Origin of the sequence: Vibrio syngnathi (assembly GCF_002119525.1) — a bacterium.
GTDB lineage: Bacteria > Pseudomonadota > Gammaproteobacteria > Enterobacterales > Vibrionaceae > Vibrio > Vibrio syngnathi.
Genome location: NZ_CP017916.1, coordinates 2,280,489 through 2,298,684 on the forward strand (window position 1 = coordinate 2,280,489; position 18,196 = coordinate 2,298,684).

General features: G+C 47.2%; 5 protein-coding genes. 4 read left to right on the forward strand and 1 reads right to left on the reverse strand.

Features of this window, described 5'->3' with window-relative positions; translation table 11 throughout:
• The first annotated feature begins 280 nt into the window (after positions 1-280).
• Complete coding sequence (locus tag K08M4_RS10425; RefSeq protein WP_086049811.1) at positions 281-688, forward strand: thioesterase family protein; 408 nt, start codon at positions 281-283, stop codon at positions 686-688.
• 30 nt (positions 689-718) lie between these two features.
• Here the strand turns inward: K08M4_RS10425 and K08M4_RS10430 are convergent, their stop codons facing one another.
• On the reverse strand, positions 719-1,534 hold the full coding sequence (locus K08M4_RS10430; RefSeq protein ID WP_086050425.1) for a 4'-phosphopantetheinyl transferase family protein: 816 nt from the start codon (positions 1,532-1,534) through the stop codon (positions 719-721).
• Positions 1,535-2,243: 709 nt separating this feature from the next.
• On the opposite strand from K08M4_RS10430, the gene K08M4_RS10440 reads away from it, so the two are divergent.
• The 3 genes from K08M4_RS10440 to K08M4_RS10450 are packed head-to-tail and all read left to right on the forward strand — an operon-like array spanning position 2,244 to position 18,186.
• Entirely contained in the window at positions 2,244-10,136 is a 7,893-nt protein-coding gene (locus K08M4_RS10440) for a type I polyketide synthase (protein WP_086049813.1), read from the forward strand.
• Positions 10,136-12,184 (forward strand): PfaB family protein, encoded by a 2,049-nt coding sequence (locus tag K08M4_RS10445; RefSeq protein ID WP_086049814.1) that lies wholly within the window; start codon positions 10,136-10,138, stop codon positions 12,182-12,184. The genes K08M4_RS10440 and K08M4_RS10445 overlap by 1 nt, the downstream gene beginning before the upstream one ends.
• Positions 12,181-18,186, forward strand: a complete 6,006-nt coding sequence (locus K08M4_RS10450) for a hotdog fold thioesterase (RefSeq protein WP_086049815.1) — start codon at positions 12,181-12,183, stop codon at positions 18,184-18,186. The genes K08M4_RS10445 and K08M4_RS10450 overlap by 4 nt, the downstream gene beginning before the upstream one ends.
• Positions 18,187-18,196: the final 10 nt, after the last annotated feature.

The window sequence follows — 18,196 nt, forward strand, 5'->3', positions numbered from 1 at the left end:
AGGCAATTAGCGCGCCACATTAACACAAAACATTAACAACCCTTTAACCATAAGGCTTCATGATATTTGCCTGCTGCACTCGCCAACTCGCTGCAAAAATCAATGGGTGGGAAATGACACATAGAATATTTGTAAATGGGTGGAAGCTGACCAAAGCATCAGTGATAAATGAGGTCTGACCAAAAGCCACATTGCCGATGATACCTTGAAGTAATTTCGACCTATCCTGTAGAGTGCTGCACAACTTAGTCAGATTTACACTTAATAAGAGTTGATACCAATGAGTCAGATCTACCATCACCCAGTACAAATTTACTATGAAGATACCGATCACTCAGGTGTGGTTTATCACCCTAACTTTCTTAAATACTTCGAACGTGCGCGCGAGCATGTATTGGGCAGCGATAAACTGGCGGAATTGTGGAACGAGCATGGACTGGGGTTTGCGGTATATAAAGCCAACATGACTTTTCAAGATGGTGTTGAGTTCGCTGAGATCTGCGACATCCGAACCTCTTTTGAACTCGATGGAAAATACAAAACGCTATGGCGACAAGAAGTGTGGCGCAAAGATGCAACTAAGCCTGCGGTGATTGGTGATATCGAAATGGTTTGCCTAGATAAAGACAAGCAACTGCAGCCCGTGCCTGCCGAAGTATTACAAGCGATGCTTGGCGAAACGAGTTAACCTCATCTTACCTCACCTCACCAAACTCGCTTAAAGGAGATGAGACGACGAAAAGGTTCTCATCTCTATCTGCATGGGTAGCAAATTCCCACCAAGCGTAACAGCAAATCGGTACTGGTCATCCAATCGACCTAAGCTACATTGCCAACATGTAGAAACATCGCTTTGTTCAGCAGAATCCAAATCCAACCTAATTCCATTATGTAGCCTAATTTCGCGATACAACCCTGTTTGAAAGCCTGACGACCTGAGTTCCAATGTCTTGTTAGTCAAGCTAGAGAAATCAAACGAAAAGCTTCGCAACGATGTCGCTAGCCCCTTGCCCGTCGCTTTGATGTACGACTCTTTTAATGCCCACAGATCGAAAAAACGCTCTCTCTGTTCTTCCTTGCAAAGCTCAAGTAAATCCGCCAACTCTTTATCTGAAAAGTAGTGCTTCATGATCGAGTCGATATTGGTCGAACTTCTTGCGTGTTCAATATCAACACCTAATTGAACTTGCTTCCCTTCTCTCAGGTAAACCGCGATTAACAAATGTTCTTTGCTATGACTGATATTGAAATTTAACCCCGTCTTGAGTTGCTGTTCGGCGACTAAACTTGGCTTTCCTTTCTCGCCATATTCAAAGCGCCACGCTTCAGGCATCAAATCAGAATAACGAGACAGCACCTTTCTTAAGTAATTTCGAACATACAGGGCCTGAATTTTAGATGAGGGCATTCGATAGCGCTCGACTTTCGCTATTTCATCGGCCGTGAGTGTTTGCTTAAGACACGAAACGCTATCGATATCATCACGCAAATCACTCAAAGAACATAACCATAAATCAACGACTGGATTTTCCATTTTACTCATGCTTACTTCTTCAAACCACTCATCAAAAAAACACCAAACCGAACAAATTTAACTCATCTATGATTTGAGATAAACATAGAGAATTCGTGCAGGAAACACCTTTCACATAGGGAATTAAAACTAACTTTCCAAATGATAACAAATTAAAACACAGATCACACTTAGCCTTATAGAGCAGACACCTATTAAATGTTACTTACAAAAATATGACATAGATCTCATGGAGCACAAAAATAGAGTATAAACACTAAATAACCACTCATACCCTGTAGTTATCAATAAGTTAACATCACTAAAAACACAAAAAACAAAAGTTCAGAAAAATCATCTGGTCTGAACAGATCATAGTGGCCGCTGGGAGCATTGTATCGGCAACTCACCTCGGGTAGCCTGCTCAACCATTAAACAAATTCACACGTTTTTATTGCGGATAACTGCTTTCCGTTAAGCAGTACTTTGGACAGGATTTAAATGGACATTACCCTCACATTCGAATACTCCCTTCACGCATGAAACACGTTCTCAACGTCTGCAAGTCAATGAACTTCGCACTCCCTATTTCAGTCAGGTGGCCAACTTTCGGCAACCTTACTCTTCAGCTGCGTTTGCCCAAATCTGTTTCAGATTTATTTTCGATTCAATTAAAAGCGCAGCCTCAAAACACGACATCGCCCTCAGTGATTTCAAGTGGAGACTCACAATGAGCCAACCCGAAAAAAATACACCGGAATCAGTCGACGACACTCGACTTAATAAACGTCTTAAAGACATGCCTATTGCTATCGTTGGTATGGCAAGCATGTTTGCGAACTCTCGTTACCTGAATAAATTTTGGGATCTTATCAGCGAAAAGATCGATGCAATTACCGAAGTACCAGATACGCACTGGCGTCCAGAAGATTACTACGATGCAGATCGTACTACGCCAGACAAGTCTTACTGTAAGCGCGGTGGTTTCATCCCTGAAGTGGACTTCAACCCAATGGAGTTCGGCCTTCCGCCAAATATCCTAGAACTGACGGATACATCACAGCTGCTTTCTTTGATCGTGGCAAAAGAAGTACTTGAAGATGCGAAACTTCCTGAAGGCTACGATCGCGATAAGATCGGTATCACACTCGGTGTGGGTGGTGGTCAGAAGATCGCTCAAAGCCTAAATGCTCGTCTTCAATACCCTGTTTTGAAAAAAGTCTTCAAGAGCAGTGGCATCAACGACGAAGACAGCGAAATGCTGATCAAAAAATTCCAAGACCAATACATCCACTGGGAAGAGAACTCATTCCCTGGTTCATTGGGTAACGTAATTTCAGGTCGTATTGCTAACCGCTTTGACCTTGGCGGCATCAACTGTGTGGTAGACGCTGCTTGTGCAGGTTCTTTAGCCGCAATGCGCATGGCTTTAAGTGAGCTAGTTGAAGGCCGCAGTGAAATGATGATCACAGGTGGTGTGTGTACTGATAACTCACCAACCATGTACATGAGCTTCTCTAAAACACCAGCATTCACTACTAATGAAACAATTCAACCTTTCGATATCGACTCAAAAGGGATGATGATTGGTGAAGGCATTGGCATGGTTGCTCTTAAGCGTCTTGAAGATGCAGAGCGCGACGGCGACAGAATTTACTCAGTGATTAAAGGTGTCGGTTCTTCTTCGGATGGTAAGTTCAAGAGTATTTACGCACCTCGCCCTGAAGGACAAGCAAAAGCACTAAAACGTGCTTACGATGATGCTGGTTTCGCACCGCACACACTTGGCCTTTTAGAAGCGCACGGTACAGGCACTGCTGCAGGTGATGTGGCTGAATTTGGTGGCTTAAACTCGGTATTCAGTGAGAACAATGAAGAGAAGCAACACATTGCGTTAGGCTCTGTGAAATCTCAAATTGGTCACACTAAATCAACCGCGGGTACTGCAGGTCTAATTAAAGCTGCCTTAGCACTGCACCACAAAGTACTGCCGCCAACGATTAACGTATCGGCTCCGAATCCTAAGTTGGATATCGAGAACTCACCGTTCTACCTAAACACACAAACGCGTCCTTGGATGAAACGTGTTGACGGCACACCACGCCGTGCAGGTATCAGCTCATTTGGTTTTGGTGGCACTAACTTCCACGTTGTATTGGAAGAGTACACTCCAGAACACGCTCGCGGTGACAAATACCGTCAGCGCCAAGTACCGCAAACTCTGTTATTCAGCGCGGAATCTCGTCAAGCACTGATCAATGAGCTCAAGCAGGTTTCAACTCAAGCTGCCGATGCTGCGTTCAAACTAGAAGCGCTTGCTGAGCAGCACGCTCTACGCGAAGTTGGCGCTAAGCACGCTCGTCTTGGTTTAGTTGTAATTGACCAGGCAGACCTTCAAGCGCAACTGACTCAAGCGGTTTCTATGCTTGAGAGCCAAGCCAAAACACATTGGCAGATGCCAAACGGTACTAGCTACCGTGAGTCGGCACTGATTGCTGAAAACGGTGCGGGTAAAGTGGCAGCGCTATTTGCAGGTCAAGGTTCGCAATACCTCAACATGGGTCGCGAACTTGCGTGTCATTACCCTGAAATGCGCCAACAGCTTGCTCAAGCGGATCAAGTATTTGGTCAACACAAGAAAACGGCTCTGTCGCAAATTCTGTTCCCAATTCCAACCTTCACACCAGAAGCAACCAAAGCTCAAGAAGCGGTGTTAACCAACACGGCCAATGCGCAAAGTGCGATTGGTACTGTGTCTATGGGTCAGTTCGACATCATGACTCAAGCTGGCTTCAAAGCCGACATGGTCGCAGGGCACAGCTTTGGTGAGTTAAGTGCACTATGTGCATCGGGTGTTATCTCGCAAGACGATTACTACCAGTTAGCTTTCGCTCGTGGCGATGCTATGGCTGCGACACCTGAACAAGGCGACAGCGGTACTATGTTTGCGGTCATCCTAGACGCAGACAAACTTCCAGCCGTTGAAAGCTGCATCAGCCAATTCGAAGGTGTGAGTATTGCCAACTACAACGCTCCGACTCAACTGGTGATTGCAGGTCCAACTACGACGGTTCAACAAGCAGCACAAGCGCTAACAGAACAAGGCTTCAAAGCGATTGCTCTGCCTGTTTCTGGCGCTTTCCACACACCGCTTGTTGCTCACGCTCAAAAACCATTTGCTGCTGCAATTGATAAAGCTTCATTCAGCGCTCCAACGCTGCCGCTTTACTCAAACGCAACAGGCAAACTGCACAGCAAAGACGCTAAAGCGATTAAGAAAGCGTTCAAGCAGCACATGCTGCAATCGGTTCGTTTTAGCGAGCAAATTGAAGCGATGTATGAAGCCGGTGCGCGTGTATTCGTTGAGTTCGGTCCGAAAAACATTCTTCAAAAGCTGGTTGAGAAAACATTGGCTGATAAGAACGAAGAGCTTTACGCAATCAGCATCAACCCAAGCCCTAAAGGCGACAGTGACCAACAGCTTCGTTTAGCTGCAGTTCAACTGTGCGTGGCAGGTGTTTCATTAGACAACATTGACCCTTACCAAGCTGACATTGCTGAACCTGCGAAGGCATCACCAATGAACATCAAGCTGAATGCAACCAACTACATCAGCCCTGCTACTCGTAAGAAAATGGATCAATCATTGGCTTCGGGCAACGTCACCGAAAAGACTGAGATTGTTGAAGTGAAAGTTGAAGTCGAGAAAATCGTGGAAAAAGAAGTGATCAAAACAGAAATCGTTGAAGTACCTGTGGCTGCTCCTCAAGCTTCAAATGTACAACAGTCAGCTGCTCTAGCACCAAGCGCACAAGTAGCAACAACAGCTCAGCAGCCTCAAGTGGTTCAAACAGCCCCGTCTAACGTAACGGTTGATGAATCTTCATTGCAGTCGTTCTTCAATGCTCAACAACAAGCAGCGGAAGTACATCAGCAGTTCTTGGCGATTCCTCAGCAATACGGTGACACATTCAACACCTTAATGTCTGAGCAAGCGAAAATGGCAACAGCAGGCGTAGCAATTCCAGAGAACCTGCAACGTTCTATGGAAATGTTCCACCAGCACCAAGCTGAAACGCTAAAAGCTCACGCTCATTACCTAGAGATGCAAGCACACAGCAACAACTCAGCACTTAATATGCTGACGCAAGGTTCAGTACAAACGGCACAACCAACCTTCGTTGCTTCTGTAAATGCTCAGCCAGCGATTCAAGCTCCAACTACTTCAGCAGCTATCGTTCAACAGCCTGTAGCTCAAGTACAAGCGACTCCTGTACAAGCTCAGTCTGTTCAAGCAGCACCAGTTCAAAATACAACAGCTCAGCAAGCTCCAGTCCAGAAAGCCGTTCCTGCACCGCAAGTAGCCGCTCAAGCGGCAGCGCCTGTTGCAGCTAAGCCTGTGCCAGTTAAAGCACAACCAGCTCCTGTGGCTGCACCAGTAGCAGTACAATCAGCCGATGCTGAAAAAGTGATGCTAGAAGTGGTCGCGGAGAAAACGGGTTACCCAACGGAAATGCTTGATCTAGAAATGGACATGGAAGCAGACCTTGGTATCGACTCAATCAAGCGCGTAGAGATCCTTGGTACCGTTCAAGACGAAATGCCGAACCTACCTGAGCTGAACCCTGAAGATTTAGCTGAGTGTCGTACTCTTGGTGAAATCGTCGGCTACATGAACAGTAAAAGCATGAACAGCAAGATGCCAGCATCAGCGCCTGTGGCAGCACAGCCAAGCGCAACTGCTCCTGTTCAAGCAGCTGCCATAGTTAATGGTCTTGATGCGAAAGTCGTTCAACAAACCATGCTAGAAGTGGTTGCTGAAAAGACAGGTTACCCAACGGAAATGCTTGATCTAGAAATGGATATGGAAGCAGACCTTGGTATCGACTCAATCAAGCGTGTTGAGATTCTTGGTACGGTTCAAGATGAACTGCCTACTCTTCCAGAGCTAAACCCTGAAGACTTAGCTGAGTGTCGTACTCTTGGCGAAATCGTTGCTTACATGAACAGCAAGCTTCCAGCTTCGGCACCAGTAGTCGCTCAAACTGCAGCAACTTCAGTTCAAGCAGCTAGCGGACTAGATGCGGCTGTCGTTCAAAAAACCATGTTAGAAGTAGTGGCAGAGAAGACGGGCTACCCGACTGAAATGCTAGACCTAGCAATGGACATGGAAGCTGACCTTGGTATCGACTCAATCAAGCGTGTTGAAATCCTAGGTACGGTTCAAGACGAACTACCGACTCTTCCAGAGCTAAACCCTGAAGACCTCGCTGAGTGTCGTACTCTAGGCGAGATAGTTGCTTACATGAATACTAAAAGCATGAACAGCAAACTTCCAGCTTCTGCTCCAGTAGCGGCTCAAGCATCTGCCCCAGTACAAGCAGTATCAAACGGTTTAAACGCAGAACAAGTTCAAAGCACAATGTTGAGCGTAGTAGCGGATAAAACGGGCTACCCAACAGAAATGCTCGACCTAGCAATGGACATGGAAGCAGACCTTGGCATCGACTCAATCAAACGTGTTGAGATCCTTGGTACGGTTCAAGACCAGCTACCAACGCTGCCAGAGCTAAACCCTGAAGACCTAGCTGAGTGTCGTACTCTTGGCGAAATCGTTGCTTACATGAACAGCAAGCTAGCTCCTATTTCGGAAGCAGCGACAGTAGCTCCAGAAGCACAAGCAGATACTGTTGCAGAAAGCACGAACAACGACCTAAACCCTGCTCACGTTCAATCAACCATGATGGAAGTGGTTGCCGATAAAACTGGCTACCCAGCAGAAATGCTCGACCTAGCGATGGACATGGAAGCAGACCTTGGTATCGACTCAATCAAACGTGTTGAGATTTTAGGAACAGTTCAAGACCAGCTACCAACGCTGCCAGAACTAAACCCTGAAGACCTAGCTGAGTGTCGTACGCTTGGTGAAATCGTTACCTACATGCAAAGCAAGCTATCCGCTGCTGCACCCGTAGCGACTCCTAAAGCGGAATCGGTAACGCCTATCGCAGAAACAGCGACAGCGGAACTTCCTCCACACAATGAGGTAGCGCTAAAAAAGCTACCAGCGGCAGATAAACTCGTCGATTGTTTCTCAAAAGACGCTTGTGTCGTGATCACTGATGATGGTCACAACGCCGGTGTTCTAGCAGAAAAGTTGACCGCTAACGGCATTCAAGTTGCTGTAGTGCGTAGTGCTCTTTCTGCCGCGTCACCTTTAAACAGTGAAATCGCAAGCTACACACTCAACAGCGTCGATGATGCTGGTGTGACTGCAGTTATTAACGACATCGAAGCAGACCTTAAAACGTCGAACAAAGTGATTGCGGGCTTCATTCACCTACAAGCTATCGTTGATGCTAAACAAAGCAACGAGCAAGCGGTTAACTTGAATGCAGACTCAAGAGCTTCGCTAACCACAGCGTTCTTATTCGCCAAGCACCTAAATGGCCAACTGAATGCCGTTTCTGGTCGTAGCGTGTTCTTCACACTAAGCCGTATCGATGGTGGCTTTGGTTACCTAGATACTAAGCAACTAGCAAATGCAGAACTTAACCAAGCGGCTCTATCTGGTCTAACTAAGACACTGAGCCATGAATGGTCAAACGTGTTCTGCCGTGCATTGGATGCTGACGCTTCTATTGATGCTCGTCACCTAGCTGAAGCTATCATAGGCGAACTGTTCGATATCGATACCAACACCGTTGAAATCGGCCTTAGCCATGCGGAAAACGGTGAATCTGGTCGTGCAACATTGATTGCTGCAACACCAGGCGCTGCACAAACCAAAAACGCAGGCGCTCAGCTCACCAAGAGCGACAAAGTTCTCGTAACGGGTGGCGCTAAAGGCGTGACGTTTGAATGTGCACTGACGCTTGCTAAGCAATGTAAGTCTCACTTCATTCTTGCAGGTCGTAGTAAGCATATTACTTCAGCTGAGCTACCTCAGTGGGCACAAGGCAAGCAAGAGAAAGAGCTAAAACCAGCGGCTATCGCTCACCTACAAGCTACGGGTGATAAGCCAACGCCGAAGAAAGTTGATGCCTTGCTAAAACCGGTATTGAGCAGCCTTGAAATCAACGCAGCACTTGCCGCTTTCAACGAGATTGGCGCGAGCGCTGAATACCTAAGCCTAGATGTATCGAACCATGAGTCAGTAGCGAAAACGCTGGCGAATTTCGAAGGTATCACGGGTCTTATCCACGGCGCTGGTGTACTGGCTGACAAACACATTCAAGACAAAACACTTGATGAACTGAACATGGTTTACGGCACGAAAGTGGGCGGACTAGAAGCGGTTCTTGGTGGTCTTGATAGCAGCAAGCTAAAACTGATTGCGATGTTCTCTTCGGCGGCGGGTTTCTACGGAAACACGGGCCAAAGCGATTACTCTATGTCTAACGAAATCCTAAACAAAGCGGCTCTGCAATTGTCTGCTCGCAACCCTCAAGCGAAAGTGATGAGCTTTAACTGGGGACCGTGGGACGGTGGCATGGTCAACGCAGCACTGAAACGTATGTTCACAGAGCGCGGTGTGTACGTAATTCCTCTTCAGGCAGGTGCAGAGCTGTTTAGTTCTCAACTACTGAACGAAACTGGCATTCAACTGCTGGTTGGTACGAGCATGCAAGGTTCTGACAACAAGGAAGCTGCTGTAAAAAAGCTTAATGCGGAGTCTGTGCATCTTGCAAAGAGTCCGCTGAATACAAGCATCACTGTGACACGTCATCTTGATCCTAAGGCTTTGCCTTTCATTCAAGATCACTGCATTGCCGGTAACCCAGTGTTACCGACAGTGTGTGCCATCCAATGGATGCGTGAAGTCGCAGAGCAACTGTTAGGGGTGAACGTTAGCGTTCACAACTACAAACTGCTGAAAGGTGTGATTTTTGATACTGATGAAGTGCAAGAGCTAACGCTTGTCTTGTCTGCAGACACTAAGAAGCCGTCCTCTGATGCTAAATCAAAAGATCAGCTAAAAGCTGTGATCAGTTGCCAAGGGCGACCACAGTATCAAGCTCAGTTGCAAGTTGCCTCTGTGCTAGTGTCTGAAGATGTTCAACAAGCGTCAGAAAAGCGCTTTGAAGCCAACACTTCAACACCTGTAACAACGGCGCAAGCTCTATACAGTGATGGCACTCTATTTCATGGTCCAAGACTGCAAGGTATTACCTCAGTTGAACGCTTTGATGACTTAGGCTTATTGGCTCAATGCCAGTTGCCTCAGATTGAAAACAGCGACTGCGGAGCTTTTATTCCTAAGCAAGGCTTTGGCGATAGCCAGCCATTTGCTGAAGATTATCTGTTGCAAGCCATGTTGGTATGGGCTCGATTGAAATACGGCGCGGCAAGCCTACCGTCTGCAATCGGTGAGTTTATTTGTTACGCACCGATGCACGATGGTGACCAAGGTTGGCTAGAGCTGAGCGTGATAAAAAGCACGGCTCGTTCGCTGCAAGCTGATATCTCGCTTTACCACCAAGATGGTCGGTTAAGCGCAGTAATGAAAGGTGCCAAAGTCACCATCAGCAAGAGCTTAAATGACGCATTTTTGCCGAAGTCTAGCTCAGCAGTATCGAAGAAAGAGGCGACTAAGAACCCAGAAAAGGAGCAATTGTCATAGTGACTGTTCCTACTAATAAAGCGATGCCATTGCGCATCGCTCTTTTAGCTCAGCCAGCAAACGCGGCTGAGCTTTCTGCCGACTTATTCCCCTCGTTCCCAGACATAATGGCTGTTGTGGTTGATGGCAATTTTAATCAAGCACTTACTCAAGCGATTGAGGCAGTCAATCAAGGCAGTATGGTTAAGCTTTGTTTGGATTCTCACTCACCATCATTGTTGATGTTGAGTGCGCTGACCGCTGCTCAGAATAAGATTCACCCGCACGCGAATTTAGCGGGTTTTGCAGATACAGTTACCGAAGATAGCATTCAGCTTGCTCTAGAGATGTCACGTCGCCCCGCTAAAGATTTAAGCCATCAACAGCAACACTCTGACTTATCTGCTTCACAACAGTTCGGTCAATTGCTAAATATGGTGAATTCGATATCGAGCCGTTCATTGCCGAGCCATTCATTCCCTAACCATTACTGGTTCACTGAGCCGAACAAAGCACGTGTTGTTGCGTTAACTTTCAGTGACGATAGCCAAAAAGCCACCAGCCTGATATTGACTCAAGCGACCGGTTTGCAAGAACCAAAACCATTGCTATCTAGCGAGCGTTTGATGTTTGTGGTTTCTGGCAATAACCAAGCTGAATTAGTTTCCCAGTTGACCTCACTAAGAGCTGAGCTTAAATGCGTTAGCGATTCGGCGGACAGCGAACTTGCTATCGCCACCTTGATGCATTCAAACCTAAGCCACTTTCAAATCGTTCAGCACAATGCTGACCTTGGCGCGAATATCGTGATTCAAGCGGCTTCAATTGATGCTGCATTGCAAGAAATCACAGCGGTAGAAAATGCATTGCCAAAAGTAATGGCTGACAATAGCCACTACAAAACGCCAGCGGGCAGTTGTTTCTCACCGATGCCTCAAAGCAAAGGTGGCGTTGCATTTGTTTACCCTGGTGTTGGCACGGTTTATCCCGGTATGTTGCGCGAGTTTCACCACCATTTCCCGCAGTTATTCGCTCGCTTAGAACGCGAAGGTAACTTGAAAGAGATGCTGCAGGCTGAAAAAACCTACGCTGAAGACTCGCAAGAAATGTCGCTCAGTGAATTGGCAATTGCCGGTGTGGGCAGTAGTTATCTGTTAACACAACTGCTGTGTGATGAATTCAAAGTGCAGCCAGATTTCGCCTTGGGTTACTCCAAAGGCGAAGCCTCCATGTGGGCGAGCTTAAATGTTTGGAAAAATCCACATGCGCTGATCGAGATGACTCAAACTAGCCCAATTTTCACCACGGCTATTTCTGGCGAACTCACCGCAGTACGTCAAGATTGGCAGTTGAACGGCGACGAAAGCATCCAATGGAATAGCTTTGTGGTTCGCAGTGATGCACAAGCGATTGAGGCTCTGTTACCAGAGTTTCCGCGCGCTTATCTCGCTATCATCCAAGGTGACACTTGTGTACTGGCAGGCTGTGAAAGCACCTGTCGTGCTCTGCTCAAGAAACTGGGTAAACGTGGCATTGCCGCGAACCGTGTTACTGCAATGCACACCACGCCAGCGTTGAGCCAGCATAGCCAAGTGCGGGAGTTTTACACTCAACCACTGTTCGACGAGTTGCCAAAGCATATCCGCTTTATCAGCGCAGCAGGTCTACCGACTGGCGCACCAATCAATATCGACAGCGATAGTATCGCCCTTTCGATTGCCGACACCTTCTGTTCAACGTTAGATTTCACCGCGTTGATCCAGAGTGCGCGTCAACAAGGTGCTCGTCTGTTTATAGAAGTAGGTGCCGATCGTCAAACCAGCACATTGATCGACAAGATCAATCGTAGCGACAACGTAGCCGACCAATACTGCACAATCGCTTCCAATGCCAAAGGCGGTGACGATGTTGTCACGCTCATCAAATGCATTGGTCAGCTCATTACTCATCAAATTCCACTGTCTGTCGAGCCACTTATTCAAGGGCTAGAACAACAGATCACCACCGCTAAGCAATTAAGTGGTGTGTCTCAAGGCAGCGCAGTGAATCATCAAGGAGAGCTAGTATGAGTTCTCAATCGAAACCAACTCAATATAAATATCAGGCTCAAACTAAGAATAAGCAGCAAGTGAAGTGCAATAAGATCGCGATTGTCGGTATTGCTAACCAATACCCAGAAGCGGATACGCCAAAAGACTTTTGGCAAAACTTGCTGAATAAAAAAGATTCTCGAACCACATTAAGCGCTGAAAAGTTAGGTGCTAAACCTGAAAGCTATCAGGGCGTGCAAGGTGAGTCAGACCGCTTTTACTGTGACAAAGGCGGCTACATCGAAAACTTCAATTTCGATAACAATGGCTACCGCTTAACAGCAGAATCATTCAACGGCGTAGATCAAAGCTTCCTGTGGGCTTTGGATACCAGCCGCAAGGCGTTAGTCGACGCCGGCATTGATTTAAATGCCGATGTTTTAGAGCGCACAGGCGTGATCATGGGTGCCCTTTCGTTCCCAACAACACGCTCAAACGACTTGTTTCTGCCGATGTATCACTCAGTGGTCGAGAAAGCACTTAAAGATAAATTGGCTAATGACCAGTTTTCACTGCTGCCAACCAATGAAACAGCTCAAGACCTCAACCCTATCAATGGTGCTGCAGCACATAACGCCTCTAAGTTAGTGGCTGATGCGCTAGGTTTAGGCAACGTGCAACTTAGCCTAGATGCGGCATGTGCAAGCTCAGTGTATTCATTGAAGTTAGCGTGTGATTACTTGAACACGGGCAAAGCCGACATGATGTTGGCAGGCGCGGTATCAGGTGCTGATCCATTCTTTATCAACATGGGTTTTTCCATCTTCCACGCTTACCCTGACCACGGTGTGTCGGTTCCGTTTGATAGCAACAGTAAAGGTCTGTTTGCTGGCGAAGGTGCCGGTGTTTTAGTCCTAAAACGTTTGGCTGATGCCGAGCGTGATGGCGACAATATTTACGCTGTGGTGAGCGGCATTGGCTTATCGAACGATGGCCGTGGCCAGTTCGTATTAAGCCCAAACAGCAAAGGACAAGTCCAAGCCTTTGAACGCGCTTACGAGGCATCAAACCTAACACCAGACAGCATTGAAGTGATTGAGTGTCACGCAACCGGCACACCATTAGGTGACAAGGTTGAGTTAACCTCAATGGAGCGTTTCTTTGCTGACAAATTGAATGGCTCTAACCCGCCATTGATTGGCTCTGCGAAGTCAAACCTCGGTCACTTACTGACTGCAGCAGGTATGCCTGGGATCATGAAGATGATCTTTGCGATGAAAGAAGGCGTGCTTCCGCCAAGTATTAACTTGGACAAGCCACTGTCTTCACCAGAAGGTTTATTTGGCTCTCAGACGCTACCAACACAAGTGCAACCTTGGCCAAGTAAAGCGGGCAACTCAGAGCGCTGCGCAGGTGTGTCTGTATTTGGTTTCGGTGGTTGTAACGCTCACTTACTACTTGAAGCGTATTCAGACAAAAGTCATGCAAATCAGACTTTAGAGTCGGCTTCTCCAAGCCTACAACCGTCTAATTTAAGCATTACCGGTCTAGCATCACACTTCGGCTCTCTGCAAAGCATCAATGCACTAAGCACTGCGATTGAGACCAACAACGATGCTTTCATTGCCTTGCCTAAGAAGCGCTGGAAAGGCTTAGATCAACATCCAGAACTACTGAATCAGTTTGGTTTACGCGGCATTCCAAACGGAGCGTACATCGATCAATTCGATCTCGATTTCCTACGTTTTAAAGTTCCGCCTAATGAAGATGACCGTTTGATCTCTCAGCAGTTGCTACTGATGAAAGTTGCAGACGAAGCCATCAAAGATGCCAAGCTTGTTGCAGGCCAAAAGGTTGCGGTTTTAGTTGCGATGGAAACAGAGCTTGAGATGCACCAATTCCGTGGACGCGTAAACCTGCATAGCCAATTGGCTGACAGCTTTGCCAACATGGGGATCGAACTAACTCAAGACGAATACCAAGCGCTAGAAACCATCGCGATGGACAGTGTGATGGACGCAGCCAAGCTGAACCAATACACCAGTTTCATCGGCAACATCATGGCTTCGCGGATCTCTTCATTGTGGGACTTTAACGGCCCTGCCTTTACGATTTCAGCCGCTGAACAGTCAGTTGCTCGTTGTATCGATGTCGCGCAAAACCTAATGTCGCAAGAATCCATGGATGCAGTCGTGATTGCAGCCGTCGACCTTAGTGGCAGTGCAGAACATGTGATTCTGAAGAACAGCGTCAGCCCAGTGTCACTTGCTCCAAAATTCGGACAACCGCAAGACGGCAGTTGGAATGTGGGTGAAGGCGCAGGTGCCATTGTTCTTGTTGAAGAAAACCGAGTAGCGAGCAACCAAGGCACAGCTTACGGCAGCATCAACGCCTTAGCCTTTGGTTCAAGCGAGAATAACAACGCCGTTGTTGATGAGTTACTGACTCAAGTCGGTATGAGCTCGAACGGTGTTTCTCTGCTTGAGCTTAACCATGCACCAGAATCTTCATCTCATCAGTTTTCGTCTCTAAGTTTAGGGAACATAAAGACTACTCAAGCGAGTCAGCGTGTTGGTCATTGCTCTGCTGCTTCTGGTATGGCAAGCCTGCTACACGGTCTGCTCAACCTGAACCTTGCACCTCTGAATCCGAATGTCAGTTCTAAGAGCGCGATTGTTGCCAACATCAGCGAAGGACAATGTTCACAGCTGCTACTAAGCCAATCGAGTGTTGAATCTCAATCACTTTCCGTTCGTTTAAGCAATGAACTGGCGAGCGATGCTAAACGTCAATTAGTTAAGCAAGTTACTCTTGGTGGTCGTGATATCTATCAACATATTGCCCAAACCCCAGTGACCAACTTGGCAACGATTCAACAAAAAGCTTCTGGTAAACAAGCAGCAAGAGTGGCGTCGGTTCCAACGACAGCAAGCATTCAAGCAGCTCTTGTGCAAAAAGAGTTAGAGAAGAAAGCACTAACGCAGAACGCGGTAGAGCCAGTCATCAAAACTCCTACATCAGTATCCCCTACTCTGGCGCCAACTCGCCACAGTCAGTTAACAGGTAACCACAGCAATATGACTCATGTCCTATCCGCTAAAAATGGCGCGTCTCAAATCGACGCTAATACGGATGCAGCATTACAGCCGTCTGTAACACCACACAACCAAGCTTTTGCTCAAAACCAGCAAGCAGCGCAGCAAGTACACAAAGCATTCCTGCACACTCGTGCCCAAGGCATGCAAATGGCTGATGCACTATTGAAAGCACAGTTAAACGCAATTACGTCTGGTTTAGATAGCTCAGCCGTTTCTCAACAAAAAAATGGTCAACAAACGACTGACCAACAAACGTCAGCTCAGCCTGTTCAAGCTCAACCGGCTCAGGTTCAGTCAACGCCAGTCAACGTACTTGCAACGCCAGCACCCGTGAAACCGATCCGTAAACCATGTATCTGGGATTACGATGATCTGGTTGAATACGCGGAAGGTGATATTGCGAATGTATTTGGCCCTGACTACGCGACCATCGATAGCTACTCGCGCCGCGTTCGTTTACCAACCACTGACTACCTATTGGTATCTCGTGTGACTAAGCTCAACGCGACAGTCAACGAGTACAAGCCAAGCACCATGACCACCGAATACGACATCCCAGTTGATGCGCCGTATCTTGTTGATGGTCAGATCCCTTGGGCTGTTGCAGTTGAATCTGGTCAGTGTGACCTAATGCTGATCAGCTACTTAGGTATCGATTTTGAAAACAAAGGCGAGCGTGTTTATCGCCTGCTTGATTGTACGTTGACCTTCCTTGGCGACTTGCCTCGTGGTGGCGATACGCTGCGTTACGATATCTCAATCAATAGCTTTGCTCGCAATGGCGACACGTTGCTTTTCTTCTTCTCGTACGAATGTTTCGTTGGCGACAAGATGATCCTGAAAATGGATAACGGCTGTGCGGGCTTCTTCACTGATGAAGAGCTAGCAGATGGCAAAGGTGTGATTCACACTGAAGATGAAATCAAGGCTCGTAAACTTGCCACTAAGCAACGCTTCAACCCTATGTTGCACTGTCCTAAAACCCAGTTTAACCACCAAGAACTGCGTCATCTACTGACTGCCAACATTGCAGAATGTTTTGGCCCAACTCACCAATCTAATAGCCACCAGCCTTCTTTGTGCTTCAGCTCAGAGAAGTTCATGATGATCGAAAAAGTTAGCCGTGTTGAACCGCAAGGCGGCACATGGGGACTTGGTCTGATTGAAGGCCATAAACAGCTAGAGCCTGAACACTGGTACTTCCCTTGTCACTTCAAAGATGACTCAGTAATGGCTGGCTCTTTGATGGCAGAAGGTTGTGGTCAACTGCTTCAATTCTTCATGATGCATCTTGGCATGCACACGCTTGTTCAAAATGGTCGTTTCCAACCACTTGAAAACGCCCCTCAACAAGTACGCTGTCGTGGCCAAGTGCTACCACAATCGGCAGAACTGACTTACCGCATGGAAGTGACTGAGATTGGTCTAAGCCCTCGCCCATACGCGAAAGCTAACATCGATATTTTGCTGAACGGCAAAGTGATTGTTGATTTCCAAAACTTGGGTGTGATGATCAAAGAAGACGACGAATGTACTCGTTACCTGCCTTCTTTAGAAACAGCTGTCGCGACCCCTGTTATCGAAAACTTGGACCATAAAAGCTTGGGCCATACACCAGCAGTGAACCAACAAGCTTCAGCAAATGCGCCACTTATGGCACAAATTGAAGACCTAGCAACAGCGCCAAATAAAGGTGTAGTTCCTCTTCAACACGTTGAAGCTCCAGTAACGCCTGATTACCCGAACCGCACACCCGATACGGTTCCGTTCACGCCATACCATATGTTCGAATTCGCAACCGGCGATATCGAGAAATGTTTCGGTCCTGATTTCTCTATCTACCGTGGCATGATTCCACCACGTACTCCGTGTGGCGACCTACAGCTAACTACTCGTGTTGTTGAGATCGACGGTAAGCGTGGTGACTTCAAGAAACCTTCATCGTGTATCGCAGAATACGAAGTGCCAGAAAATGCATGGTACTTTGATGAAAACAGCCACCAGACCCTAATGCCTTACTCGGTATTGATGGAGATTTCACTGCAGCCAAACGGCTTCATCTCTGGCTACATGGGCACAACACTGGGCTTCCCAGGTGAAGAACTGTTTTTCCGCAACCTAGATGGCAGCGGTAAAATGTTGCGTAACGTCGACTTGCGCGGCAAAACGATCACCAACGATTCTCGTCTGCTTTCAACGGTAATGATGGGCACCAACATCGTACAGAGCTTTAGCTTCGAACTGAGCACTGACGGCGTGCCATTCTACCAAGGTACAGCGGTATTTGGTTACTTCAAAGGTGCAGCACTGAAAGACCAACTTGGTTTGGACAACGGTAAGGTGACCCACCCTTGGCACGTTGATAACAATCGCACACCGGATGTAAACATCAATCTGTTAGACAAAACGACGCGTTACTTCAATGCACCCGTTTCGGCTACTGGCCAAGTGCAAGAGCACTACCAACTGGCTGGCGGTCGTTTGAACTTTATCGATACGGTGCAGATCACCAGCGATGGTGGTAAAGACGGTCTGGGTTACCTATACGCTGAGCGTACGATTGACCCAAGCGATTGGTTCTTCCAGTTTCACTTCCACCAAGATCCGGTAATGCCAGGCTCTCTAGGTGTCGAAGCGATCATCGAGCTAATGCAAACCTACGCGCTAAACAAAGACCTTGGCGCTGGCTTCCGCAATCCGAAGTTTGGTCAAATCCAATCTGAAGTGAAATGGAAATATCGTGGTCAGATTAACCCTCTGAACAAACAGATGTCTTTGGATGTACACATCACTGCGATTAAAGACGAAGACGGCAAGCGCATCATCGTTGGCGACGCAAACCTGAGCAAAGATGGTCTGCGTATTTACGAAGTGAAAGACATCGCGATTTGTATCGAAGAAGCTCCTGTTATCGATAAAGCCTCTGCTATCGATAAAGCATAAGCCGCCATTA